The sequence below is a fragment of the Acinetobacter nosocomialis genome, from assembly GCF_041021905.1.
Classification (GTDB): domain Bacteria; phylum Pseudomonadota; class Gammaproteobacteria; order Pseudomonadales; family Moraxellaceae; genus Acinetobacter; species Acinetobacter nosocomialis.
This window is the reverse complement of the sequence record NZ_CP157432.1, coordinates 173,407-197,149: the sequence shown is the minus strand read 5'-3', so window position 1 is coordinate 197,149 and position 23,743 is coordinate 173,407. Positions and strand designations below refer to the sequence as shown.

At 40.0% G+C, this 23,743-nt stretch carries 26 protein-coding genes and 1 pseudogene; 10 read left to right on the top strand and 17 right to left on the bottom strand.

Going from position 1 to position 23,743, the window contains the following annotated elements; all coding sequences use genetic code 11:
* Window positions 1-69: 69 nt before the first annotated feature.
* A pseudogene (locus ABLC00_RS00940) lies at window positions 70-640 on the bottom strand (TetR/AcrR family transcriptional regulator).
* Window positions 641-727: 87 nt separating this feature from the next.
* Here ABLC00_RS00940 and ABLC00_RS00935 point away from each other — a divergent pair.
* Window positions 728-1,942, top strand: a complete 1,215-nt coding sequence (locus tag ABLC00_RS00935; RefSeq protein WP_017394258.1) for an oxygenase MpaB family protein — start codon at window positions 728-730, stop codon at window positions 1,940-1,942.
* 67 nt (window positions 1,943-2,009) lie between these two features.
* Here the strand turns inward: ABLC00_RS00935 and ABLC00_RS00930 are convergent, their stop codons facing one another.
* From ABLC00_RS00930 to def, 4 genes are all read right to left on the bottom strand, one after another.
* Entirely contained in the window at window positions 2,010-2,216 is a 207-nt protein-coding gene (locus ABLC00_RS00930; protein ID WP_017394259.1) for a DUF4199 domain-containing protein, read from the bottom strand.
* A 53-nt stretch (window positions 2,217-2,269) separates the two neighbouring features.
* Complete coding sequence (locus ABLC00_RS00925) at window positions 2,270-4,384, bottom strand: TonB-dependent copper receptor (RefSeq protein WP_033846986.1); 2,115 nt, start codon at window positions 4,382-4,384, stop codon at window positions 2,270-2,272.
* Window positions 4,385-4,455: 71 nt separating this feature from the next.
* Entirely contained in the window at window positions 4,456-4,884 is a 429-nt protein-coding gene (locus ABLC00_RS00920; RefSeq protein ID WP_002054220.1) for a DUF2946 family protein, read from the bottom strand.
* Window positions 4,885-4,920: 36 nt separating this feature from the next.
* On the bottom strand, window positions 4,921-5,451 hold the full coding sequence (gene def, locus ABLC00_RS00915; protein WP_002054252.1) for a peptide deformylase: 531 nt from the start codon (window positions 5,449-5,451) through the stop codon (window positions 4,921-4,923).
* Between the two features lie 122 nt (window positions 5,452-5,573).
* Here def and ABLC00_RS00910 point away from each other — a divergent pair, with 122 nt between their 5' ends.
* The 3 genes from ABLC00_RS00910 to ABLC00_RS00900 are packed head-to-tail and all read left to right on the top strand — an operon-like array spanning window position 5,574 to window position 8,499.
* The gene (locus ABLC00_RS00910; RefSeq protein WP_004711032.1) at window positions 5,574-6,728 is read left to right on the top strand and encodes a LysM peptidoglycan-binding domain-containing protein; all 1,155 of its coding nucleotides are present in this window, start codon (window positions 5,574-5,576) and stop codon (window positions 6,726-6,728) included.
* 20 nt (window positions 6,729-6,748) lie between these two features.
* A complete protein-coding gene (gene dprA / locus ABLC00_RS00905) occupies window positions 6,749-7,879 on the top strand; it encodes a DNA-processing protein DprA (RefSeq protein WP_033846988.1) in 1,131 nt (376 codons plus the stop codon).
* A gap of 50 nt (window positions 7,880-7,929) precedes the next feature.
* Window positions 7,930-8,499, top strand: coding sequence for an L-threonylcarbamoyladenylate synthase (locus ABLC00_RS00900; protein ID WP_000633612.1), 570 nt, complete (start codon window positions 7,930-7,932; stop codon window positions 8,497-8,499).
* Between the two features lie 391 nt (window positions 8,500-8,890).
* On the opposite strand, the gene ABLC00_RS00895 is transcribed toward ABLC00_RS00900, so the two are convergent.
* Both ABLC00_RS00895 and ABLC00_RS00890 read right to left on the bottom strand, forming a co-directional pair.
* A complete protein-coding gene (locus ABLC00_RS00895) occupies window positions 8,891-9,811 on the bottom strand; it encodes a DMT family transporter (RefSeq protein WP_079377500.1) in 921 nt (306 codons plus the stop codon).
* A gap of 105 nt (window positions 9,812-9,916) precedes the next feature.
* The gene (locus ABLC00_RS00890; protein ID WP_006581284.1) at window positions 9,917-10,570 is read right to left on the bottom strand and encodes a TetR/AcrR family transcriptional regulator; all 654 of its coding nucleotides are present in this window, start codon (window positions 10,568-10,570) and stop codon (window positions 9,917-9,919) included.
* A 134-nt stretch (window positions 10,571-10,704) separates the two neighbouring features.
* Here ABLC00_RS00890 and ABLC00_RS00885 point away from each other — a divergent pair, with 134 nt between their 5' ends.
* From ABLC00_RS00885 to ABLC00_RS00870, 4 genes are all read left to right on the top strand, one after another.
* A complete protein-coding gene (locus tag ABLC00_RS00885; RefSeq protein ID WP_004883889.1) occupies window positions 10,705-11,919 on the top strand; it encodes an MFS transporter in 1,215 nt (404 codons plus the stop codon).
* Between the two features lie 21 nt (window positions 11,920-11,940).
* Complete coding sequence (locus tag ABLC00_RS00880) at window positions 11,941-12,705, top strand: helix-turn-helix transcriptional regulator (RefSeq protein WP_006581282.1); 765 nt, start codon at window positions 11,941-11,943, stop codon at window positions 12,703-12,705.
* 121 nt (window positions 12,706-12,826) lie between these two features.
* Window positions 12,827-13,372: a glutathione peroxidase gene (locus tag ABLC00_RS00875; protein WP_002054204.1), complete on the top strand. Its 546-nt coding sequence runs from the start codon at window positions 12,827-12,829 to the stop codon at window positions 13,370-13,372.
* A gap of 146 nt (window positions 13,373-13,518) precedes the next feature.
* Window positions 13,519-14,118, top strand: a complete 600-nt coding sequence (locus ABLC00_RS00870) for a hypothetical protein (RefSeq protein ID WP_002054214.1) — start codon at window positions 13,519-13,521, stop codon at window positions 14,116-14,118.
* A 61-nt stretch (window positions 14,119-14,179) separates the two neighbouring features.
* Here ABLC00_RS00870 and ABLC00_RS00865 read toward each other — a convergent pair whose 3' ends face one another.
* From ABLC00_RS00865 to ABLC00_RS00820, 10 genes are all read right to left on the bottom strand, one after another.
* Window positions 14,180-14,599 carry a F0F1 ATP synthase subunit epsilon gene (locus ABLC00_RS00865; RefSeq protein WP_002054176.1) on the bottom strand — a complete coding sequence of 140 codons (420 nt, stop codon included), beginning with the start codon at window positions 14,597-14,599 and terminating at the stop codon, window positions 14,180-14,182.
* Between the two features lie 17 nt (window positions 14,600-14,616).
* Window positions 14,617-16,011, bottom strand: coding sequence for a F0F1 ATP synthase subunit beta (gene atpD, locus ABLC00_RS00860; protein WP_002054158.1), 1,395 nt, complete (start codon window positions 16,009-16,011; stop codon window positions 14,617-14,619).
* Window positions 16,012-16,041: 30 nt separating this feature from the next.
* Entirely contained in the window at window positions 16,042-16,911 is an 870-nt protein-coding gene (gene atpG, locus ABLC00_RS00855; protein ID WP_002114131.1) for a F0F1 ATP synthase subunit gamma, read from the bottom strand.
* A 77-nt stretch (window positions 16,912-16,988) separates the two neighbouring features.
* Window positions 16,989-18,533 carry a F0F1 ATP synthase subunit alpha gene (atpA, locus tag ABLC00_RS00850; protein WP_002054271.1) on the bottom strand — a complete coding sequence of 515 codons (1,545 nt, stop codon included), beginning with the start codon at window positions 18,531-18,533 and terminating at the stop codon, window positions 16,989-16,991.
* Between the two features lie 46 nt (window positions 18,534-18,579).
* A complete protein-coding gene (locus tag ABLC00_RS00845) occupies window positions 18,580-19,116 on the bottom strand; it encodes a F0F1 ATP synthase subunit delta (protein ID WP_004705938.1) in 537 nt (178 codons plus the stop codon).
* Window positions 19,117-19,128: 12 nt separating this feature from the next.
* Window positions 19,129-19,599 (bottom strand): F0F1 ATP synthase subunit B, encoded by a 471-nt coding sequence (locus ABLC00_RS00840; RefSeq protein ID WP_002054137.1) that lies wholly within the window; start codon window positions 19,597-19,599, stop codon window positions 19,129-19,131.
* A gap of 38 nt (window positions 19,600-19,637) precedes the next feature.
* Window positions 19,638-19,883 carry a F0F1 ATP synthase subunit C gene (atpE, locus tag ABLC00_RS00835; RefSeq protein WP_000424060.1) on the bottom strand — a complete coding sequence of 82 codons (246 nt, stop codon included), beginning with the start codon at window positions 19,881-19,883 and terminating at the stop codon, window positions 19,638-19,640.
* 84 nt (window positions 19,884-19,967) lie between these two features.
* A complete protein-coding gene (gene atpB, locus ABLC00_RS00830) occupies window positions 19,968-20,843 on the bottom strand; it encodes a F0F1 ATP synthase subunit A (RefSeq protein ID WP_002054274.1) in 876 nt (291 codons plus the stop codon).
* Between the two features lie 104 nt (window positions 20,844-20,947).
* Window positions 20,948-21,346, bottom strand: coding sequence for an ATP synthase subunit I (locus ABLC00_RS00825; RefSeq protein ID WP_000084237.1), 399 nt, complete (start codon window positions 21,344-21,346; stop codon window positions 20,948-20,950).
* A 170-nt stretch (window positions 21,347-21,516) separates the two neighbouring features.
* Window positions 21,517-22,356, bottom strand: a complete 840-nt coding sequence (locus ABLC00_RS00820) for a metal ABC transporter solute-binding protein, Zn/Mn family (RefSeq protein WP_004711044.1) — start codon at window positions 22,354-22,356, stop codon at window positions 21,517-21,519.
* A 127-nt stretch (window positions 22,357-22,483) separates the two neighbouring features.
* On the opposite strand from ABLC00_RS00820, the gene ABLC00_RS00815 reads away from it, so the two are divergent.
* Both ABLC00_RS00815 and znuC read left to right on the top strand, forming a co-directional pair.
* Window positions 22,484-22,981 carry a transcriptional repressor gene (locus ABLC00_RS00815; RefSeq protein WP_002054239.1) on the top strand — a complete coding sequence of 166 codons (498 nt, stop codon included), beginning with the start codon at window positions 22,484-22,486 and terminating at the stop codon, window positions 22,979-22,981.
* Window positions 22,954-23,742 (top strand): zinc ABC transporter ATP-binding protein ZnuC, encoded by a 789-nt coding sequence (znuC, locus tag ABLC00_RS00810; protein ID WP_006581278.1) that lies wholly within the window; start codon window positions 22,954-22,956, stop codon window positions 23,740-23,742. Before ABLC00_RS00815 ends, znuC begins: the two co-directional genes overlap by 28 nt.
* Window position 23,743 lies beyond the last annotated feature (1 nt).

Below are 23,743 nucleotides of genomic sequence, written 5' to 3'. Positions count from 1 at the left end.
ACAAATCAAGTATTTGTTTTATATAAATAATTATTTTTATTTCTTATTTTTGGCCTAAATAAGCCAGTATCATGCTTGATAATTCTCGTTTAAGTTGTTGTTCTGAGATAAGAAAATTGTTCTGGCTCACGTAACGCATCATCGTAAAAAGCGTACTATTAATAATTACAAAGGATTTATGCTTTACCTGCTCGAAGTCCCACTGATGAGGATTTCTACTAAATGTATATAAACCTACTTCAAAAAAATGCTTTTCTAAAATCTGAGCAGCTTGCGAATGACTGTAGTCATGCCAATGTTTCAGTACTTCTATAAAAAAGCCTTGATCAGCTTTTAATGCATTAAATCCTAGCTCTATTGCCAAGGGGATAAGCAGATCTAAAGGAATATTCCCCTGCTGCATAACTAATTCTTTAAGTTGCTGCCCTAATAATTCACTTTTACGGCGTAATAGTTCTTCTACGATTTGATCTTTATTCTCAAAGTATTGGTAAATCGAACCTACACTCACTCCAGATTTCTCTGCAATTTTGGTAGTTGTTGTATGAAGCAATCCATATTGGGCAATACATTGCTGTGTCGCTTCTAAAATATGGTCAACAATAAGTTTTGAACGCTGTTGCTGTGGAGCTTTTCTCATTAGTTTGAATTCATTAAATGCGAATTGAATGCGAATAATTATTCATATTAGCCTATTTATTATTCAGTTCAATACGCAAGTAAAGATATGCAAATGATTAACCCGACTCGACTTGCTTCTTTTAATGATATGCAAGACAGTAATTTCTTTACTCAGTTTTTAAATATCTGCTGTGAAAAACCAGTACAACCAAACTATACAGAATATGTATCTTTACAACGTGCTCTTTGCGAAGGGGACGTTGAAATGGATAAGCTGATTGATTGGGTTATGCAAAATCCCAAAGATCACCGAATAATTTTTGAGAAAATATTATTTCAAGGCCGCGATGATCTATCTGAGTCGCTACCTGCTGAGTTAGAAAATTTCTTTAATTACATTGAACAAAAGCCTGAATGGTTAGACCAGCAACAAATTGATGAGGCTATTAAATTTACTCATCGTTTAGGAATAAATAATGGTTTTATTCTTAGAGATTTATCCTTAATGGCGGGATATTTATATCCGGGATTTAATCAACCCCTAATTTTAACGGGTGCATTAAAGAAAGAAGCGGGAACACGTTTAGCAGAAACCACAAAATGGTGGGTGGATATTACTGAACCTCAAGGGCTTTCTCGTTTGAGTGCAGGTTTTACGTCAACGATTTATGTTCGCTTTATTCATGCACTCGTTCGCCGGCAATTAAAAAAGTCTGATCGTTGGGATAGCGAGGTTTGGGGAATTCCTCTTAATCAATTTGATTTAGCAATGACTAATTTGGCTTTTAGTAGTGTAGTTTTACTCGGTATTAGAGCTTTAGGTATATGGCCAACAAAACAAGAGGCAAAGAGTTTTTTACATTTCTGGCGTTATGTTGGTTGGTTAATGGGTATTGATGAAAAGTGGCTTATTCAGTCTGAACCTGAGGGTTGGAGGTTACTTTACTGGATGCAGTTTGCTCATCCTCGCTCCGATCACAGCAGTGTTGAATTAGGATCGAGCTTGTCGAAAGAACCTTTTGAGAGAAAATATCTGCATTTACGCTCTTTACAGCAGAAACTTGCTTATCGACAACACTTAGAACTTACCCAATTTTTTATTGGTAAGAAAAGAATGAAACTACTCGGATTGCCTCAGCAATCTGCCTCATGGTTTGCTTATTATTTAATTGTGCGTAATTTACTACTTTATAATGGCGCAAAGCTTTCACCAAAAGTTGAAAAGTTTTTATCTAAATCAGGCCGTAATATACAAAAACTTGGCTTAACGCTTTATCAGAATCAAGGTAAGGCAAAAATCTTAGCAAGTATGCATCAATAATTATTAAAACCTCAAAATAAAAAATGGAAGCCGTTATCCAGGCTTCCATTTTCAAATATTAATAACCTTATTGAGCTGATGAACTATGCACTTCAGCATGATTCATTTGCTCATGCGTTTCCATCATCTGCTTATTTTTTTGACTTGGCATGTAGTCAGGCTCATTGTTGATGGCCAAGTAAAAAACAATCATAAACAATACACTCAAGATAGAAGCCACAATAAGTAACTTCCATCCCCACCAAGACTGTTCAGGCGATAATTTATTTGTCATTTCATTTCTCTCATTAAATTAATAATTTCAGTTCTTTAATTCGCTAAAGCCTATTAAAACTTCATACTCATACGAACCCAGTAATTTCTTCCAATATTGTTAAACTGCTCTTCGCTCGCAAATCCAAAGCCTGCACTACCCGCCTTATTTAAGTGTTCGGTATAGGTCTTATCTAATACGTTATCGATGCCAACAGAGACATCAACATCTTTACGAAGGTTGTAACTTCCGTTTAAAGAAAGTGTTGAGAAACCTTTACTTGGTTTTAGATCATATCCCACGATATTACCTTGATGTAGACTCACACGGTTTTGCTCAGCAACAGCTCGCCACAACAGGCCTAAGTTATATTTGTCGGCTACATAGCGAATATTTAATCGACCTTCTAACGGGGAAATTTGAGGTAACGGTTTGTCATCTGTAGTGTTTTTACCCCACGCATACATAGCACTCAAATCTGCCTGAATACGGTCGGTAAATTGATATCCAATACCTGCTTCTGCACCAGCAATAGTTGCATCAACATTCTTGGCACCTGCAGTAATATCATGGCTCATATCATGCCCACCCATTCCCATACTCGGGTGATGGTGATAACTCATTAATATGTAGTCATCTACTAAGCCTACATAAGCAGAAGCCCATGTGTTTAAAGCACCATGTTGTTGTTGGAAGCCTAGATCTAACTGCAATGTTTTCTCAGGATTCACACCGTTAAAGGTATTGGTTGAGCCAGCATTACCATGTTTAGGAGAGAAAAGCTCCCAATAATCAGGCATACGCTCTACATAACCTAAACCGATATAACTTTTGAGGTCATGCTCAGGATGTTGGTTTTCCCAGCGAACAAATGCGCTTGGCAAAGTCTTCTCAAGCTTCGTATTAAAGCCTTGGGCTTTAGAATCGGCTCGCTCATCTTCAACTGTTACCCGATCTAAACGTGCACCTGTCACTAACTTGTTTTTATCATTCCATTCATAGCCAAGTTCACCGAAAGCTCCATATGATTGAAAACGCATATCTTGTCGATATGGAACATTCATAGAAGGCATTGTTGGCGATGACATGCTACCGCCATGTTTATTAAATTGTGAATCTACCCCAGTGATCAGGCTCCATTTATCCCATTCAGAGGTCATGGCTAAGCGAGAATTTAGTGTACGGCGCGTTACTTGCATGGCCATCGCGTTTGGCATGAGCATGGTCATACCACCATGGTTCATTTCAACTAATGGCGGTGTGCGCAAACTAAAATTATCCATAATATGGTCGTTATAGCTGTAGTTCACCTGCCCTTCGATTTTTTTAATGATACCGGTGATATTTTTCTTTTCGAAACGCAGTCCTAAGCTTTCACGCGCAAACTGAGAACCATCCATTGAACGTCCTGCATAAAGTGACTCACCATCAGATTTTCCACCTGTGAGTTCGATCCACGTGTTTTCATCTGGAGTAAAGCCAAGTACTACATCAGCATTCCACTTCTTCCATGCTGAAGGTACAGTATTACCATCACCGTCTTGATAACTATTGGACTCTGAACGGTTGGCATTTAAACGAATATATTTTTTCTCATCGCCAACTGCTGCTTCAACATTATGGTCGATACGTCCATATGAACCTAGTAAAACACTTGCTTGACCACGATAAGGTTTTTCGGAAGTAAGTTTCTCAGGCTGACGTTCAAACAGGACTGTTGCTGCCGAACCAGTATTGGCATATTGAACCGTTTGCGGGCCTTTAATCACAGAAATACGATCATAGCTTTCTGGTGAAATATAAGAAGTTGGAGCATCCATACGGTTTGGGCATGCACCGAGGTTCTCCGTACCGTCTGTTAGAATTTTAATACGTGAACCAAACATCCCTCGGAATGTCACATCACCATTTGTTCCACCGCTTTGTATTGAGTTAAAACCCATAATACTTTGTAAATAGTCTGCGCCATCTGTAGCAGGTACTGGCTGAATTGGCTGTTTCGGGTCCGCATGTACAATCAGACCATTTGCATCGTTACCTTGCTGTGCTGTAACAACAATAGGTGCTAATGAATGAAGTGTGTTGGTATCAGTATCATTTTTCTCTGAATCGGCAAAAGCTAAGCCTGAATGAGAAACAGCAAGCATCGCAACCCATAAAGGTTGTAGTAAAAATTTAGAATGTGGCATTTTTATAAGCTCTAAAACATAAATAAAGTGATATCGAAGTCAATAAAGACCCCAACAAAAATTGCTTTTATTTATGCAAATAGAGGTGGTGCACGCCCTTGCGGAAGTAAGAAGAGTCGCTGTAGCGCAAAATAAACATGTCTAAATGCTTGTTGATAAGCGACTAAGCGAACTTGTATACGAACAAGCACCTCTTTTACGCCAAATTCAGGTGGTAAAACCAGATTGGCATAGACAGTACAATATTGGCACTGGTGATTTGCATCATGGTGGTCATGATGTTCAGGTACTTGTGCCTGTCCGATATGGTGGTCGTGATGTGAATGGTGCATGGCATGTGACATGGTTTCCATCTGTGCCTTAGGTTTAAGCAAAGCACGGGTAATAGTTTCACAGACCGGAGCAATTTGATATTGCTTCGGTAATAGCGGCTGTAGAAATACCGCAATCTGTAAAAACACTGCTGCACATGCGAGCAACAGACCACTACGAAAAACCAAAAATCACATCCACGCTATATTGATATTTGAAAACTTTTAACGTTTTACCGCAACTTTTTCACGCTCGCGTTGGCGAACAATCTTTTCGACTTTTTCACGTGCACGCTGACGTTTAAGTGGCGACAAATAATCCACAAACAATTTGCCTTTTAAGTGATCCATTTCATGTTGGATACAAACAGCGAGAAGTCCGTCAGCTTCTATCTCAAATGCTTGACCTTCAAGGTTAATTGCCTCGATTTTCACACGTGACGGACGGTCAACTTTATCGTATATTTGTGGCACTGATAGACAGCCTTCTTCGTACGGCTGCGTCTCTTCAGTCAGTGGAGTTATTTTGGGGTTAATGAAAACCATAGGTTCATCTTTAGATTCAGACAAATCCATGACGATAAGCTGAATATGACGATCGACCTGAGAAGCTGCTAAACCAATACCGGGTGCCGCATACATGGTTTCAAACATATCTGCTGCAAGTTGACGAATTTCATCAGTAACTTCTTCAACAGGCTTAGCAATGGTACGAAGACGGGGATCAGGAAAACTTAAAATAGGTAATAAGGCCATACTGACGTCCTCACTTATGCCATTGATTGAAAAACCAAATGAAGGAAATACTTCATCGAAAAATTGTGTGTAAGCCGCCTATTATAACGCATCTGCACGCATAATTTTTAGGAATTATCATAATGAAAAAGGTTTTTAACGGCATGGCTGAATTTCATGCTTTGGGGATAAAGAAGCATTTACTTGCTTTAGCACTCTGTACAACTGTCGCACTAGGTACGGTAGCAGAGGTTCATGCTGCCAGTCCAAATCATAATCCACCTTCTCTTAAAAGCAATGCACCAAATGTGTATGTTGTAAAACGTGGGGATACCCTATGGGATATTTCCGGCCATTTTCTCAATAAGCCATGGCGTTGGCCTGAAATCTGGGCAAGTAATCAACATGTTAAAAACCCTCACTGGATTTATCCGGGCGATCGATTACTGTTATGTAGCTTAGATGGACGTCCACTTGTGGGCAAAGATGAAGGGGATGGCTGTGTAGGCATTATTCGTCGTTACACAGGCCAAACCACAAACTTACAACCACAAGTTCGCGTAGAAGCATTAAATAATAGTGTGCCAGTTATTCCACTTGAACATATTAAACAGTGGCTAGAGAACAGCACTATTTTACCAGCCGATTCAATTACCAACACACCTTACGTTGTTGGTACAGCCGACCAACGTGTACTTGCAGGAAAAGGTCAAACTATTTATGCAAGAGGAAAAGGTCTAGTTGATGGTCAGCGTTATGCAGTCTATCGAGAAGGTGAACCTTACTATTTCACAGATAGTAAAGGTAAAAAGCATAGCCTTGGTATTGAGCTACTACAGGTTGCTTCAGGTGTTGCGGTATCTTCTGAAAAAGACATTACTACATTAGAGCTAACAGATAGTTATAACGCTGAAGTACGTCGTGGCGATCGTGTTATGCCTGAAGAACAAGCTACTTTGCCAACCTTATTTTACCCAGTAGATGCCAAACAAGTGACTGATGGGGGCAAAATTATTCGTGTCATGGGTTCAATCGGTAGAGCTGCAAAACATAGTGTAGTGACTTTGGACCGCGGTACAGCACAAGGTGTTCAGGTAGGTCAAGTTTTTGATATTACACAACAAGGCGAGACAATTCGCGATCCTAAAACTAAAGAAGCGATTCAACTTCCTGGTCAACAAATTGGGAGTCTGATGGTTTTTAGAACTTTTGATCAGCTGAGTTATGCCTATGTTCTAGAAAGCGATTTGCCTATTAAAGTCGGCTCAAGCATTCAGCCACCTCGCTTTAATGATTAATGTTGGATGTACCTTCTACAATGCTCACCCAACTTTCTTCACACCATTACCACACTCTTAAAGTGTGGTATTTGGTGCAGCACTCATTAGTTAGTTTTAAAAAAATTATCGATTATTTTGGAACTTGTGAAAAAGCAACTCAACCTGATGGTTTAGCAAAGTGGTCCTCTTTGGGGTTACATGCTAATCACTTAAAGCGTGTAAACGAATTTCAAACGGCACAAGGCCAAGCTCAGTTCGAACAGCTTATACAACAAGTTCAGCAGCATACTGATTTTATTTTGACGCCCGATGACTCTGGCTACCCTACTCAATTACTCCCTTATACAGATCATCCACCTGTTATTTTTGGAAAAGGTCAGGCACAGGCATTATTGCAACCGCAAATTGCGATTGTCGGCAGCCGAAAACCAAGCCCACATGGACGTCAGGTGGCTTATGATTTTGCCTACTACTTAAGTGAAAAGGGCTTTTTTATTAGTAGTGGTCTGGCTTATGGCATTGATGAAGCAGCTCATCAAGGTGCATCCGCTCATCAACGTACAATTGCAGTCACGGGTACGGGCCTAGACACTACTTATCCAGCTCAAAATAAAAAACTGGCAGAACATATTTTGGCTCAGAACGGCGCCATTATTACTGAGTTTTTACCGGGTACACCACCATTACAACAGCATTTCCCACGTAGAAACCGAATTGTCAGTGGTTTGAGTTTAGGCGTTTTGGTGGTAGAAGCGACATTAAAAAGCGGCTCACTCATCACGGCCAATAAAGCTGCTGAACAAGGCAAAACCGTATTCGCTATTCCGGGTCATATTTATAGTGAGTTCCATCAAGGATGCCATCAACTTATTCGTGAGGGAGCAATTTTAGTTGATCATCCCGAACAAATTATTGAAGACCTCGCCTTACCAACTCAATGGCAAAGCCAGCAACAAAGTCAAAATGAAGAAACTAATACGAATACTCCAGAAATTCCTGTGCATTTGATTGATCTTTATCAGTCTTTAGACTGGGTAGGACAAAATATTGACCAGCTTGTAATTCATCATAATGTTTCGGTTTCTGAACTGACCTCTTCACTAATGGAACTAGAACTACTCGGTTTATGTATGCAACAATCAGGGCTGTATTTACGTTGTCGTTCTTAGTATTAGAGCGCACAATAGCGATTCTGTTTGATTGAAAGGAAAGTATTACCATGATTACGACCTCAGTGACCGAAGCAGCCGAATGTTTACAACAAGGTCAAGTTTTGGCATATCCAACTGAGGCAGTCTGGGGACTGGGCTGTGATCCATTTAATGAACAAGCTTTTCAAAAGATTCTTGAATTGAAACAGCGCCCTATTGAAAAGGGCGTCATTTTATTGGCTGGCCATATTAGTCAAGTAGAACATTTACTAACTTCCTTACCGCAAACGACTCAGCAAGAAATTATTGATTGCTGGACGAACCACCAACCATCAGAAAGAGCCACAACTTGGCTATTGCCAGCCGATCAACACATTCCTTCATGGATTAAAGGCGAGCATCCTCTTGTTGCAGTCCGTGTAACGACACATCCTTTATGTGTCGCTTTATGCAATGCTTTTCATGGATTTATTGTCTCGACGAGTGCCAACCCTAGTGGACAAGAACCAGCCCATTCTTTACAAGATGCCTGCCAATACTTTGGTTCACAATTAAACTATCTCAATGGTGATTTAGGTCAAAGCCAACAGCCAAGCCGCATCATTAACGCCTTAACTGGTGAAGTCATTCGTCCTTAATTCCAGACAAAAAAAAGCTCAGTTATATAGGGATAACTGAGCATAAAAAAGGATGGGTATATACCACATCCAGAGGGTTTGGATATCTCTGGAACGAAAGAAAATTGCTTAAAAGAGCATCTTTCGTAGTGGTCGCTATTATGTGGTAAGAGACTAAATGAGAGAAATATATTATTTCTCTAAAAAAAGCATGAAAAGTGTAGGGAATTTGGCGTTTTTAGCAATTAAGTTAAAATTATATTAATATTTTTATTGGTCTTTTTTAATATTTATATTACACAATATTTTTATAAATATATTTATAAATCATATAGAAAAGCTTGGATTAACAAAAAAATTGGCATATTTTCATTACTTTTTTTAAAAATATGCCATAGTTTTTTTATTATTCTTAATTTTGCTCTGGCAGGAGATCTGATTTTTTAGATTTAACCTTCTTTTGTGCCATGATAATACCCACGAGAATCATAATTCCACCGAAAGTATGATAGATCGTCCATTGCTCAGATAACCAGAGGCTTGCAATAATGGCTGTGAACACTGGTACAAGGTTCATAAATATACTGGTTCTATTTGGCCCGAGTTGTTGTACAGCCAACATCCAAACTAACGGCGCAATTAAAGAAGCAAATACACCGGCATAAATTGCACTTGGCGCATTTTGTGCATTTAAGCCATCAAGACCAAACCAGAAAATTAAAGGTAAATGGAACAGCACAGAAAACCCAATCTGGACATATAAGCTCGTCATAATTGGAAGTGGAAGCTGCCATTTCTTTAAGAAAACCCCATAAAATGCATAGAAGAATACAGCAACAATCATGAGCGCATCACCAAGGTGTCCGCCACCACTTAAAAGCTTATTAATATTTCCTTGGGACATGACATATAGCAAACCCGCGAAAGATAAAATACTACCAAAGACAGCAAAACGATTAGGTACATCTTTTAAAATCGCAAGAGAAACAAAAATAGTAAAAATCGGAATAAAGGCATTAACAATACCCATATTAGTTGCACTGGTATAATGAGCCGCCGTATAAGCAAGGCCTTGATAAAGCACCATCCCAAATGCACTTAACACAGCAAGCTTAGGTAAATAGGGTATTACTATTCGTCTTTGTCTCCAAACAGATATAAACATAAATGGAGTCAAAATAATAAAGGCAATTAACCACCGATAAAAACTAATGCTAACTGGAGAAATATAATCCGAGACGTAGCGGGTGACTACAATATTTAAAGACCAAATCAGTACTGCCAGAATGGGAAAAATAAATGCCCATTTGTGATATTTCATGACCTGACTCATAGTAATACACCATCTACAAAAGAGATTTTATTTTGAAGAATGTCTTAATAAATTGAAATATCGCATTTCCGACATTGATATTGAACTTAGGACATCATTAATTTTTTAAAATAATGTCCAAGCTTTCATGGCATGTTCTACCACTTTATGTAGTTGCTCAGTGGTCGCGCCATCTCTCGCTTGAATAGTCAGTCCTTGAATAACAGTAGCATAGAAGTCTGTCATTTCTTGTAGAGGAGCATTAGCTGATAAATCACCCTGCTCTACACCTTGTTCCAAACGTTTTAATAATTTTTCTTTAGTTTTTATACGCTTATCTAATAGATTTTGCTGGACCTCTTGTGTCGCATCAGAGCAATTCATAGCTGCAACCACCAACATACAACCTGCTGGTTTATTGGGTTGAACCAATCGTTTTACATTGTCATAAAGATACAACTCAAAAGCAATTTTTGCAGTTTTTGCTTCTAAAAAGATCGTTTCAATAGGACATGCTTCATGAGCTAAGTAATAATCAATACTTTTATAAAACAAGCCTGCCTTATCACCAAAAGTACTGTATAAACTAGGCGCCGTAATTTCTAAAGCCTGCGTTAAGTCACTAATAGACGTTGCTTCATAACCATGTTCCCAAAAAAGCAACATAGCCTTCTCTAAAACTTGCTGTTCATCAAAGCATTTAGGGCGTCCACGCTTCTTTTTCAGCGTATCTTCATTAACCATAAGATCTGTTTCATGCCTATTTGTCATAAAGATCACATCTATTTTTATAACAATCGTTATTAAATTAATTGACGTTTGATTTTTTATCAACTATTTTATTTTCATAATGATCGTTAGTTAATTAAAAATTGCCTTTCTTCACTCTAAATTTAGCCAAGTAAGGATTTATTATGGACCAATCTACTACCTCTAAACCGCGACCCATGACTTCCACACAAGGGAGTTGGTTTGCTATTTTGGCGGTTGCCATTGCAGCATTTGCATTAGTAACAAGTGAATTTTTACCGGTTGGTGTTTTAAATAGCGTTGCAGCTGACTTACATATTTCTGTCGGTACCGCTGGTCTTATTATTACTGTACCTGGCATTATGGCAGCCATTGCAGCCCCTCTATTACCTGTTTCAGTAAAACAACTTGACCGTCGTTACGTGCTTATTTTACTGACTGCAATTATGGTGATAGCCAATACCATTACTGCTTTTGCTGAAAACTTTCATGTTTTATTACTGAGCCGCTTAATTTTAGGTATCTCAATCGGTGGCTTTTGGGCCACAGCTATTGCGTTAAGCGGCAAGCTGGCACCTGCACATTTGCCTATTGCTAAAGCAACTGCCGTAGTCATGGCTGGTGTAACCTTTGCGACTGTATTAGGGGTTCCGATTGGAACTTGGCTAAGCGAGTTTTATGGATGGCGTAGTGCATTTGGTATTACCGCTGCGATCGGCCTTGTTGTACTCGTCCTTCAGCTTATTTTCTTACCAAAACTTTTACCAGAATCAGCCATTCATATTCGTGATTTACCTGCTCTATTACGTACGCCCAAAGCACGTAGCGGCATGCTTATTGTTTTATTAATTGGTCTTGCTCATTTCTGTGCCTACAGTTATTTAGCGCCTTTTTTTAAGAATATTGCAGGGTTCAATGGCACCACTATTAGTTCATTATTATTGCTTTACGGAATTGCTGGTATCTTTGGAAATGCATTTGCAGGATATAGTGGCAACTTAAATGTTCGTTACACACTCGCATTTGTTGGGACATGTTTTGCAATCGTATTTTTTGGCTTCCCTATCTTTGCTATTCATGAATTTGGTGCCATCGTTCTTACTGCACTATGGGGCTTCGCATTTGGCGCCTTTCCTACCTCTGCCAATATTTGGATGTTTGTACATGCACCCCATGCCGTAGAAAAAGGTATGCCTCTTTTTGTTGGCATGTTTCAAGTCATGATTGCTACAGGTTCATTATTAGGTGGTTATGTAGTTGATCATTTCAATGAAAATACTTTAATTTATGGTGTATTAAGCTTCGTTGCTTTAGCATTAATTAGTACATTTACCTTTGCCAAAGGCTTAAATAATCCTAAAGCGACTTGTGAAAACTAAAATATTATTCAGAGTAAGTAGATGAAAAATGAGGACCAACAATTTTCTTTATTGAATGATATAGAAGTTCATGAATTTCTATATGAAAAAGAAGATATTGTTCGTCCTCATGCTTCACTTTGGGGAGATTTTAATTTCAGTTTGAATGGTATTTTGGAAATGCAGGTAGAAGAACAAATCTATTTGTCACCTCCAAGCTATGGACTTTGGATTCCACCTCAAACTGTTCATCAATCTACTCATATCGATCATGAAATTCACTATATTTGTATCCGCCTCCACCCTCGTTTATGTTCTATTTTAGGTAATGTCTGTAAGTGCTTTAGCATTCAGCCTTTCTTTCGAACTCTAGTTTTACAAATTCTGGAACAGCAAAAACAAAATGGAAAACCTGAATATTTAGTACACCTTCTGCAAGTTTTATTCGATCAATTACAGCAAGCCACCGCATATTCTCATTATTTGCCACAAACACGACATCCTGTTTTATTGCCAATTTTGGAAAAGCTTTCAGACCCCTTGTTTTTTAATCAATCTTTACAACAATTACTGCAGAATTTTTCTGTCAGTGATCGCCATTTATTGCGCTTAAGCCAACAAGAATTACAACTTTCTTTATCGGAATGGCGTAATAGAGCTAAAATTGTTTATGCCATCCATCAAATTCGACAAGGTATACCCATTAAACGTTTAGCATACGATTTAGGTTACCAACACAGTTCCAGTTTTATTGAATTTTTTAAAAGATATACAGGTCAAACACCTGTTCAAATCAGAAACAATTAGATCGCAGACAGTTTTTTCTTCTCTTTTTATTTTTTGAACACGAATATTATTGCACTCCTCAAGAATAGCAGTTAAAACAAATGCGTTACTTGATATTAATTACAATCTTCAGGAAAGACACATGACTCAATCTGTATACCATATTCCAGTAAAAGCTATTTCAGGCGAAACGGTTGACCTTGACCAATATAAAGGTAAGGTTTTATTAATCGTAAACACAGCATCTAAATGTGGTTTAACTCCACAATACGAAGGTTTAGAAAAGCTTTATCAAGCGAAAAAAGATCAAGGTCTTGAAATCTTAGGTTTCCCTGCAAATAACTTCAAAGAACAAGAGCCTGGTTCAGATGAAGAAATCCAACAATTCTGTTCATTAAACTACGATGTTCATTTCCCGCTTTTCTCTAAAATTTCTGTAGCAGGTGCAGATAAACATCCTCTTTATCAGGCACTGACAACAGCTCAACCAGAACGCATTGGTGATGGTCCTTTCCGTGAGCGTTTAGAAGGTTTAGGCATTCCAACAAACCCTGCTCCAGAAGTATTATGGAACTTTGAGAAATTCCTCATCAATAAAAATGGTGAAGTTGTTGCTCGTTTTGCGCCAAACTTAACAGCAGACGATGAACAAATTGTAAAAGCAGTTGAAGCTGAACTCGCTAAATAATTTTTAGCGCAATTTAAGAAAAAAGAGTGCTACGGCACTCTTTTTTTATTGTCTGGTCAAAATGTTGTTCATTTGCAACAATACCTTATTTCTACATATTTTATGCATATAGTACGCACTTGCTTTACTTGGTATTGTTTGTAGTTATGAAAAAAGTTTTACAAGGCGCATTTTTTCCATTTGTGATTTTTGCTTCCGGTATGTTGTTACTTGGATGCGATCAGGCACAAGACCATGCTAAGGAACAAGAATCTGCTCAAACCAATGACGAAGTATCAGAACAAGCAGATGATTCTCAACAAGAAATCGCACCTACTAAAAATAAAGCTGAGTTAAAAAGCGGTAATGTTTTTTATATCGTTCGTGATGCAGCTAACTTACAGTTAAAGGCAGGCGACTATATTGAAAAGCTTAAAGACACTCAACTTGATGTTGAACAAGCCATCCAAGATAAAGATCAACAAGAACTAAAAACAACTGTGACCACTTTAAAACAGCAGTTAAAAGGCTTAAATCAAGCACTATTGACTTTAGATATAAGAAGTCAGGAAGTTGAAAATATTCGTCAAAACCTACTACAAGCAAACCAACAAGCTTTAAGTATGCCTTTATTAAATGGGAAATTAGAACAAATTGATTTCGACCAAATTGAGAAGCAACTCAATACCATCCAAATGGATATGGTCAAACTTGCTGCACTGATTATGGCAGGAGATGAAAAGTCTGATTCAAAAACTGATTCTTAATTTTCTTTCTAACAATAAAAAAAGCCACCGTAAGGTGGCTTTTTCAATCTCGAACCGCGTCTTATTGAGCGCGGTTTTTGATTTTACGGATTGTTTCAAGCTGGCCTGAGATCTCTGAAAGAGATGCCAAAGCAGCAGCTGAGTCCAAATCACTCTTTTGGTTTGCAAGCAATTGTTCAGCATTTTTACGTGCTTCTAAAATTGCAGCTTCATCCAAATTGTCAGCACGGATTGCAGTATCTGCAAGAACCGTTACAACATGAGGTTGAACTTCTAAAACACCGCCAGATACATAGACGATTTCTTCTGTACCATTTTCCAACAGAACACGAATCGGGCCCGGTTGAAGCAAAGTTACAAGTGGAGCGTGACCTGGCAAAATACCAAGTTCACCACCTGCACCTTTCGCGATTAACATCGTCACTGCGCCAGAGTAAATAGACTCTTTAACACTTACGACATCACATTGCATAGTCGCCATGAGATGATCTCCTTAAATTAGAGTTTCTCAGCTTTAGCAATCACTTCGTCAATACCACCAACCATATAGAACGCTTGTTCTGGGATGTGATCGTATTCACCAGCTAATAGACCTTTAAAGCCACGAATCGTTTCTTTAAGTGGTACTAATTTACCAGGAGCACCAGTAAATACTTCAGCTACGTGGAATGGTTGAGAGAAGAAACGTTGGATTTTACGCGCACGGTAAACAACCAATTTATCTTCTTCTGCCAATTCATCCATACCCAAGATTGCGATGATGTCTTTAAGCTCTTTATAGCGTTGCAATACGTTTTGTACTGCGCGCGCAATTTCATAGTGCTCTTGACCAACAACTAATGGGTCTAACTGACGTGAAGTTGAGTCAAGTGGATCGATCGCTGGGTAAATACCAGAAGATGCGATGTCACGGCTCAATACTACTGTTGCATCTAAGTGAGCAAATGTAGTCGCAGGCGATGGGTCTGTTAAGTCATCGGCAGGTACGTATACTGCCTGGATCGAAGTGATCGAACCAGATTTAGTAGACGTAATACGCTCTTGAAGAACACCCATTTCTTCTGCAAGTGTAGGTTGGTAACCTACCGCAGATGGCATACGACCTAACAATGCTGATACTTCAGTACCCGCAAGTGTATAACGGTAGATGTTGTCGACGAATAATAATACGTCACGACCTTTACCATTTTCGTCTTTTTGATCACGGAAGTATTCAGCCATAGTCAAACCAGTTAACGCTACGCGTAAACGGTTACCTGGTGGCTCGTTCATCTGACCGTAGACCATTGCTACTTTGTCAAGAACGTTAGAATCTTTCATTTCGTGATAGAAGTCGTTACCTTCACGAGTACGCTCACCAACACCAGCAAACACAGATAAACCTGAGTGTGCTTTTGCGATGTTGTTGATCAATTCCATCATGTTAACGGTTTTACCAACACCCGCACCACCGAATAAACCAACTTTACCACCTTTTGCGAACGGGCAAAGTAAGTCAATTACTTTAATACCAGTTTCTAAAAGATCAGTAGAAGCTGCTTGTTCAGCATAAGAAGGCGCTTGACGGTGAATCGGCAAACGTTCTTCAGTCGCAACAGGACCTGCTTCATCGATAGGACGACCTAAAACGTCCATGATACGGCCAAGAGTGGCTGTACCAACTGGAACAGAGATCGGTGCGTTTGTGCTAGTTACAGTAAGACCACGTTTAAGACCTTCTGTAGAACCCATTGCGATGGTACGAACAACACCATCACCAAGTTGTTGCTGAACTTCTAAAGTAGTTTCAGTACCGTCAACTTGGAGAGCGTCATAGATCTTAGGAACGCTTGTGCGCTCAAACTCGACGTCGATAACCGCGCCGATGATCTGAATGATACGACCGCTACTCATTGCTGTCTCCTCAATTCAAACTTAATAATGTTAAACGGCAGCGGCACCGCCAACGATCTCGGAAATTTCCTGAGTAATCGCGGCTTGACGCAGCTTGTTGTAAATGAGTTGTAGGTCTTTAATCAATTGTCCTGCGTTGTCTGTCGCTGCTTTCATCGCGACCATACGAGCTGACTGCTCACATGCAACGTTTTCAATCACACCTTGATAAACCATAGACTCGATATAGCGAACCAACAAACCATTTAACAATTCTTCTGCTTCTGGTTCGTAGATATAATCCCAACCATAAGTACGGTTGAGGTCATCGCCTTCTTCTGCTGGTGCTAAAGGAACAAGTTGTTCTACTTTAGGCTGCTGAGTCATTGCATTAACGAAGCCATTTGATACGAGATAGATACGATCTAATTCGCCCTTATCAAATGCATCAAGCATAACTTGCACTGAGCCAGTTAACTGTTCCAAACTCGGCGCATCGCCAAGTTGGGTAGTTGCACCAAGCACTTTACCGCCGTAATTCTTAAAAAACGAAACCGCTTTTTGACCAATTAAAGCAAATTCAACTTCAATTGACTGCTGTTGTTGTGCTTTGACATGCTGCACAACTTTCTTGAACAAGTTAATGTTCAAGCCACCTGCCAAACCACGATCTGAAGACACTACGATATAGCCAACACGCTTAACTGGGCGGTCAACCATATAACGGTGTTTATATTCAGGGTTTGCTTGTACCAAGTGAGCAATTACACGGCGCATATTATCGGCATACGGACGGCCTTGAGCCATGCGCTCTTGCGCACGACGCATTTTAGAAGCAGCTACCATTTGCATCGCGCGAGTAATCTTTTGCGTGCTCTTGATACTAGCTACTTTGGCGCGAATTTCTTTTAAATTTGCCATACGCTTAACCTAGTATTCGAAAGCCCTTTCGAGCTTCCGAAGGTTGATCCGTGAACCAAACTTAACTAAAACTGAACTTAGTAAGTTTGAGTCGCTTTAAAGCTTTCAATACCTGCTTTGATTGCTGCTTCGATGTCTTTGTTGTAATCACCAGTTTCATCGATTTGTTTCATCAACGGAGCATATTCAGAACGGAAGTAAGCAATTAACGCAGCATCAAAGTCTACGATTTTCTTAACTTCTACGTCAGCCATATAGCCTTCGTTAGATGCATAAACAGAAACAGCTTGGTCAGCAATTGAGTAAGGAGCATATTGTTTTTGCTTCATTAACTCAGTTACGCGTTGACCATGTTCAAGTTGCTTACGAGTTGCTTCGTCAAGGTCAGAAGCAAACTGAGCAAACGCAGCCAATTCACGGTATTGTGCTAAAGCAGTACGGATACCACCAGACAATTTTTTGATGATCTTAGTTTGAGCAGAACCACCAACACGAGATACAGAGATACCCGCGTTCACAGCAGGACGGATACCTGCGTTGAATAATGATGTTTCTAAGAAGATCTGACCGTCAGTAATCGAAATTACGTTCGTTGGTACGAATGCAGATACGTCACCTGCTTGAGTTTCAATAATTGGCAATGCAGTTAAAGAACCAGTTTGACCAGTTACTGCGCCATTAGTGAATTTCTCAACGTATTCAGCAGATACACGAGAAGCACGTTCAAGAAGACGTGAGTGAAGATAGAATACGTCACCTGGATACGCTTCACGACCTGGTGGACGACGTAAAAGCAATGAAATTTGACGGTAAGCAACAGCTTGCTTAGACAAATCATCATAAATGATAAGAGCGTCTTCACCGCGGTCACGGAAGTATTCACCCATTGTACAGCCAGAGTACGGAGCTAAGTACTGCATTGCAGCAGGATCAGCAGCCGCAGCAGCGACAACAGTTGTATACGCCATAGCGCCAGTTTCTTCTAGCTTACGTACAACGTTTGCAATTGTTGATTGTTTTTGACCAATCGCAACGTATACACACTTAATGCCAGAGTTTTTCTGAGCGATAATCGCATCGATCGCCATTGCTGTTTTACCAGTTTGACGGTCACCAATAATCAACTCACGCTGACCACGACCCACAGGAATCATGGTATCAACTGATTTATAACCAGTTTGAACAGGCTCGTCTACAGATTGACGCCAAATTACGCCTGGTGCTACTTTTTCAACAGCATCAGTTAATTTTGCATCAATTGGGCCTTTACCATCAATTGGGTTACCCAAAGCATCTACTACACGGCCAAGAAGTTCAGGACCAACTGGAACTTCTAAAACACGACCTGTACAACGAGCTTTTTGGCCTTCTTGAAGGCTTAGGTAGTTACCTAAAACAACGGCACCCACTGAATCCTGTTCTAGGTTCAGTGCCATACCAAATAAGCCGCCGTCGAATTCGATCATTTCACCGTACATTGCATCAGCAAGACCGTGAATACGCACGATACCGTCGGATACCATAACAATGGTACCTTCGTTTTTAGCGGTCGCGCTGGTGTCCAGATCTCCGATACGCTGTTTAATGAGCGCACTGATCTCGGATGGATTCAGTTGTTGCATTGCGCTATTCCTCAATCTTTTATTAGTTCAGTCTTCATCATTTGCATTATGCAAGAAGACGAGTACGCATTTTTTCAAGCTTGTTAAGCGCAGAATCATCTATCACTTGATCGCCTGCACGAATAACCACACCTGCAATCAAAGCAGGATTAACTTCGACAGAAACATTAACTGCTGCCTTGAAGCGTTTTTCTAACGCATGTGCAAGCAATTGTTCCTGAACAGAAGTTAACGGAAACGCCGATTCAATCACGACATCAACCGTATTGTTATTCTGTGATTTAAGCTGTTCATATTCTGCTGCAATTTCAGGTAACAACACTAATCGATCGTTATCTGCAAGAAGTGTCAAAAAGTTAGACACTGCTTGAGATTGATCTTCACCTAAAACTTTAGCAAAAAGCTTCACTTGCTCCGCAGGAGTAAGTTCAGGGCGATTTAAATAAGCGGAAAATGCTTCGTCTTGCACCGCAGCACTGAGCACTTGTAACGCATTCGACCAATTGTCTGTTGCACCTTGCTCAGAAGCATAAGCAAATGCTGCTTTGGCATACGGACGTGCCAACGTCAAGAGTTCAGCCATAATTCGCCTCGCTTAAAGTTTAGCAGCCAGCTGAGACAGCATGGCGTTATGAGCTTCTGCATCAACTTGTTGGTTCAGGATCTTTTCTGCACCAGTCACTGCCAAGGCAGCTACTTGTTGACGTAATTCTTCGCGAGCAGAATTGATCTCTTGATCAACAACTTCTTTAGCTTGTTGACGAATACGCTCACCTTCAGCCGCAGCTTGAGTACGAGCTTCTTCGATCAATTGCGCTGCACGACGGTTCGCTTGTTCGATCAATTGAGCCGCTTGTGCTTTAGCTGCATCAAGCTCTTGCTTCACTTGCGCTTGTGCATCGGCAAGGTCAGCTTTCGCTTTTTCTGCTGCATTTAAGCCATCAGCGATTTTACGCTGACGCTCACTAATCGCATTGATTAGTGGTGGCCAAACAAACTTCATGCAGAATGCGACAAAAAACGCAAACGCAATCGCTTGACCAATCAATGTGAGGTTGATATTCATTGCAATTCCTCAAATAGTGGATTTCGGAATTAAGCTGATTAACCTACAAATGGATTAGCGAAGATGAAGAACAAGCCAATACCAACACCGATCATAGGCACAGCATCAAGAAGACCCGCGATTAAGAACATACGAGTTTGAAGTTGTGGAGCTAATTCTGGTTGACGAGCTACAGCTTCTAAAAAGCGACCACCCAAAAGACCAAAACCAATCGCAGTACCCAAAGCACCGAAAGCGATCAAGATAGCAGATGCAATTGCAACTAGACCTAAAGTGAGTTCCATGAAAAATTCCTCAGAGGTTAGGTTATTACCAAATTAAATTAAAAAAATTCAGCCCAACCATCATTTGATAGTTAGGCAATACCATTAATGTTTTTCGCTTGCCATGCTCAAGTAAACGATGGTAAGCATCATAAAGATGAATGCCTGCAACGTGATTACAAGAATGTGGAAGATCGCCCAAGGCACAGATAACGCCCATTGAATCCAGAACGGCAATAATGCGATCAGGATAAAGATTAACTCACCGGCATACATGTTACCGAACAGTCGGAGAGCCAATGAAATAGGACGAGCAAGGAATGTTACCAATTCCAAAATCAAGTTCACTGGAATAAGCAACGCTTTTGCAACTGGATTACTTGGGTTAAATGGGTTAAGTGCCAACTCGCCTACGAAACCACCAACACCCTTCTCGCGGATGCTGTAGAACAAGATAAGTACAAATACAGATAAAGACATACCAAGGGTAATGTTTGGATCTGTAGATGGAACGATCTTGAAGTAAACGTGGTGAGGGTCCATGCCAAATACGTGAGCACCAACAAATGCAGCAACTTGAGGAATCCAGTCAACTGGAATCAAGTCCATTAAGTTCATGAGGAAAATCCACACGAAAATAGTGAGTGCAAGTGGAGCAATTAAACGTGATTTGCCATGAAAAGTATCACGGACACTTGAGTCAACAAACTCAATGATCATTTCAATTGCAGATTGGAATTTTGTTGGAACGCCAGCTTTCGCAGTTTTCGCAACCATCCAAAACAACAAACAGAAAATCACACCAAGGCCAATTGACCAACCCATTGAATCCAAGTGAATTGCAGTGAACCCCATCGAATGAGCTTCTTCAGCAGTCTCAGCCAATTTCCATGTACCGTCTGGCATTTTGCCATAGGTCATATTGGTCAAGTGATGCTTGATATACTCTGTCGAAGTGAGGGCATGTTCTTCAGCAGCCATAAATCACACCTGGTCAATGTCAATTACTAAAAAGAAGGGAAACGAACATCGGCGTACTGTCGATATCTCGCCACCCTCCAAAAAATCTTCAATTCTTCTTGTTTCTATACTCGTTTTTGTAGACGTGAAACCCAAAAAGGAGCAACCCACGACATCGCTTGAACGAGGATAAAACCAAACAGCAATGCTAACGGTGATAAAGGTTTAACATTGCTCAAAATCAAAATAAATCCAACGATCATAATTGCAAATTTGCCTAACATGCCCCTATACATGTTAGACAGCACTTGTTTAGATGCTCTCGCACCTGCCGTCCTGAAGGATTGCCACGCAAAATAACTGGTAGCAAGCCAGCAGACCAATGCACCAAGTGCCGCACTTAATGCTGCTGTCATGTCTTTTATGCTCCACGCCACAAGTGCGGAAACAGGGATCATGCATGCTTGTAAGAAGACCAAAGCTTTTGCTAATCGTCGGTCAATCAAGCGACTAGTTTGGCTCATTATTTATCCACTCACAGCATAAATGCTTGACAAGTTTAGCTGATGATCGCTTTTAATCGCAGGCATTATAGAGTTACACCCCTGAACATGCAATCTTTTCCCGACTTTAGTCGGGGTTTTTCGTGACAGGTGGTGCTGACGCTACAGTCAGCCTTTGTTTACTTTTTATCTTACTTTTGCGTATTTAATACACATTTATCGGTTTTTATCGCCAGTTTCTTCCATGCTGTTACAAAATCGTCCTCATTATTCATACTTTCATCAACGGGTTGGAAGGTAATACTGCCCAGTTTCTGATATTGACCTTTTGTTGTGAAACTTTCTGCAAGTAAACACATCTGAGGTTTTGGTCGATTATCATTAAGATATTTAATTTGAGCTGCTGTAGGTGCAACATGCGGGTCATCCGTTAAAGCACCTGCAAACTTTAAATTAAGCGAGCGTTCCAAATACTGATAAGCATCATGATAAGACCAATATGGTTTCCCATTACTTGAGCTATCGTAAGCTTGAGCTGCCTGTAACATATTCCGGGCAAATATATTGGCATTATTCCAATACTTTGCTTTGTTTTCAGGATGCTGCTGTGAACGCAAAGCTGCAATAAAAAAGCCAATCCGTACTGCATTGTTTGGCTCCAACCACACATGCGTATCCACAGTATTTGGTAAAGCAGCACCACGCGTATTACGCTGCGGCAAAATAGAAAGAATACCACTGTCTAATAAAGAAATTGCTTTCTTATTGTTACTCAGCAGTTTGTTTAGCGGAGCTTCATGAGCCTTTCCTAACCAAATCACCAAAGAGGCATCATTGATTGCTTTACGATGTGCCGGGGTGAGTTGTACGTCATGTCCACTTTGGCCCTGAAGTAATAATTGAGGTTCTTCAACACCTTTGGTAATTTCTTTTGCAATCAAATAGATTGGGTGTGTAGAGACAACCAAACCCTGACTCCAACCTAGCGTACTCAAAAGAGAGAACATACTGAAAACAAAAACGCGGAACATGACAGACCATCAATTAGTAATAGCTCGAAGCATGTTATAATATAACAAAGTTACAAAAATACCTAAGATTAATCGAATGAAGCATCGCTTCATGCTAATATTCCATTAAAAATTTGAGGTTATGTCTATGAGTTCTTGCACGCATGAACATCATGATTCTTTGCATGGTGTACATGATCACCATAATGTCGCAAGTCGTTTAGCTGAAGCAGAAACTTTATGTTCTGCAGTTGGCGCACGTCTTACGCCTTTACGTAAAGAAGTTCTTGAGCTCATTTTAAATGCTTCAGGTCCAATGGGTGCGTATGACTTATTAGCACGTATTAAAAGTCAGACAGATCGCCCTGCCGCTCCGCCTACTGTTTATAGAACTTTAGACTTCTTATTAGAAAAGGGTCTAATTCATCGCTTAACATCTATTAATGCTTATATTCCATGCTGTCATCCACGTGAAGGACATCAAGCTGCATTCCTAATTTGCACCGAATGTCACACTGTTAAAGAAGCATCTTCACAAGGTCTAACTCAACAACTCGACCAACTTGCAGCTTTAGATGATTTCACAGCACAACACAGCATTATTGAAATTTCGGGGAAATGCCAGCAGTGCCGCACAGCTCGCTAAATCCTGTATTAATACAACTTGAACAGGTTTCTGTTCGCCGTGATGATCGGGATATATTAAAAAAAGTCGATTTTGATCTGCATCAAAATGAAATTGTGACCTTAATTGGTCCAAATGGTGCGGGTAAGTCGACTTTAATTAAAGTTCTACTTGGTATTTTAAAGCCAAGTAGCGGACGTGTCATAAGCGATAAAAAACTAAAAATGGCTTATGTCCCTCAAAAGTTTAATCCCTCTCATAGCCTTCCTTTACGTGTTCAAGATTTATTAAATCTTGAAAAGTGTAGCCCTGCCCTTCGTCAGGAAATTATTCAAGACACCGGTATTGCAAAGTTACAACAATCAAAAGTTCAACAACTTTCCGGTGGCGAACGTCAACGCGTACTATTGGCACGCGCTTTACTTAGAAAACCAGATATTCTCGTTCTTGATGAACCGATGCAAGGTCTAGATATTCAATCTGAAGCTGAGCTTTATGAATATGTACGTAGTCTGCCGGAGCGTTATGGATGCGCCATCTTAATTGTTTCCCATGACCTACAATGGGTTATGCAAGGCACGCATAGAGTTGTTTGTTTAAACAAACATATATGTTGTAGTGGATTACCCGAAAATATTCAGCAGCATCCTGAATATCAGGCAATATTTGGCACCCAGCGAGTCTTTTATCAACACCATCATGACCACTGTGCGCATGGTGATGCGGCACACCCCTGCCCTCACAATAGTAGACCTCACATCCACCCAGAACCGGAAGCTTAAG

What these genes read in the sequence shown, in the direction of transcription:
- atpA (WP_002054271.1), bottom strand. Translation starts at nt 18,533, where the DNA reads ATGCAACAACTGAATCCATCCGAGATCAGTGCGCTCATTAAACAGCGT.
- znuC (WP_006581278.1), top strand. Translation starts at nt 22,954, where the DNA reads ATGCCAGCAGTGCCGCACAGCTCGCTAAATCCTGTATTAATACAACTT.
- ABLC00_RS00820 (WP_004711044.1), bottom strand. Translation starts at nt 22,356, where the DNA reads ATGTTCCGCGTTTTTGTTTTCAGTATGTTCTCTCTTTTGAGTACGCTA.
- ABLC00_RS00865 (WP_002054176.1), bottom strand. Translation starts at nt 14,599, where the DNA reads ATGGCGACTATGCAATGTGATGTCGTAAGTGTTAAAGAGTCTATTTAC.
- ABLC00_RS00825 (WP_000084237.1), bottom strand. Translation starts at nt 21,346, where the DNA reads ATGAGCCAAACTAGTCGCTTGATTGACCGACGATTAGCAAAAGCTTTG.
- ABLC00_RS00880 (WP_006581282.1), top strand. Translation starts at nt 11,941, where the DNA reads ATGAAAAATGAGGACCAACAATTTTCTTTATTGAATGATATAGAAGTT.
- ABLC00_RS00910 (WP_004711032.1), top strand. Translation starts at nt 5,574, where the DNA reads ATGAAAAAGGTTTTTAACGGCATGGCTGAATTTCATGCTTTGGGGATA.
- ABLC00_RS00900 (WP_000633612.1), top strand. Translation starts at nt 7,930, where the DNA reads ATGATTACGACCTCAGTGACCGAAGCAGCCGAATGTTTACAACAAGGT.
- atpD (WP_002054158.1), bottom strand. Translation starts at nt 16,011, where the DNA reads ATGAGTAGCGGTCGTATCATTCAGATCATCGGCGCGGTTATCGACGTC.
- atpE (WP_000424060.1), bottom strand. Translation starts at nt 19,883, where the DNA reads ATGGAACTCACTTTAGGTCTAGTTGCAATTGCATCTGCTATCTTGATC.
- ABLC00_RS00935 (WP_017394258.1), top strand. Translation starts at nt 728, where the DNA reads ATGCAAATGATTAACCCGACTCGACTTGCTTCTTTTAATGATATGCAA.
- ABLC00_RS00875 (WP_002054204.1), top strand. Translation starts at nt 12,827, where the DNA reads ATGACTCAATCTGTATACCATATTCCAGTAAAAGCTATTTCAGGCGAA.
- atpG (WP_002114131.1), bottom strand. Translation starts at nt 16,911, where the DNA reads ATGGCAAATTTAAAAGAAATTCGCGCCAAAGTAGCTAGTATCAAGAGC.
- ABLC00_RS00895 (WP_079377500.1), bottom strand. Translation starts at nt 9,811, where the DNA reads ATGAGTCAGGTCATGAAATATCACAAATGGGCATTTATTTTTCCCATT.
- def (WP_002054252.1), bottom strand. Translation starts at nt 5,451, where the DNA reads ATGGCCTTATTACCTATTTTAAGTTTTCCTGATCCCCGTCTTCGTACC.
- ABLC00_RS00925 (WP_033846986.1), bottom strand. Translation starts at nt 4,384, where the DNA reads ATGCCACATTCTAAATTTTTACTACAACCTTTATGGGTTGCGATGCTT.
- ABLC00_RS00840 (WP_002054137.1), bottom strand. Translation starts at nt 19,599, where the DNA reads ATGAATATCAACCTCACATTGATTGGTCAAGCGATTGCGTTTGCGTTT.
- ABLC00_RS00815 (WP_002054239.1), top strand. Translation starts at nt 22,484, where the DNA reads ATGAGTTCTTGCACGCATGAACATCATGATTCTTTGCATGGTGTACAT.
- ABLC00_RS00930 (WP_017394259.1), bottom strand. Translation starts at nt 2,216, where the DNA reads ATGACAAATAAATTATCGCCTGAACAGTCTTGGTGGGGATGGAAGTTA.
- ABLC00_RS00870 (WP_002054214.1), top strand. Translation starts at nt 13,519, where the DNA reads ATGAAAAAAGTTTTACAAGGCGCATTTTTTCCATTTGTGATTTTTGCT.
- ABLC00_RS00845 (WP_004705938.1), bottom strand. Translation starts at nt 19,116, where the DNA reads ATGGCTGAACTCTTGACGTTGGCACGTCCGTATGCCAAAGCAGCATTT.
- dprA (WP_033846988.1), top strand. Translation starts at nt 6,749, where the DNA reads ATGCTCACCCAACTTTCTTCACACCATTACCACACTCTTAAAGTGTGG.
- atpB (WP_002054274.1), bottom strand. Translation starts at nt 20,843, where the DNA reads ATGGCTGCTGAAGAACATGCCCTCACTTCGACAGAGTATATCAAGCAT.
- ABLC00_RS00885 (WP_004883889.1), top strand. Translation starts at nt 10,705, where the DNA reads ATGGACCAATCTACTACCTCTAAACCGCGACCCATGACTTCCACACAA.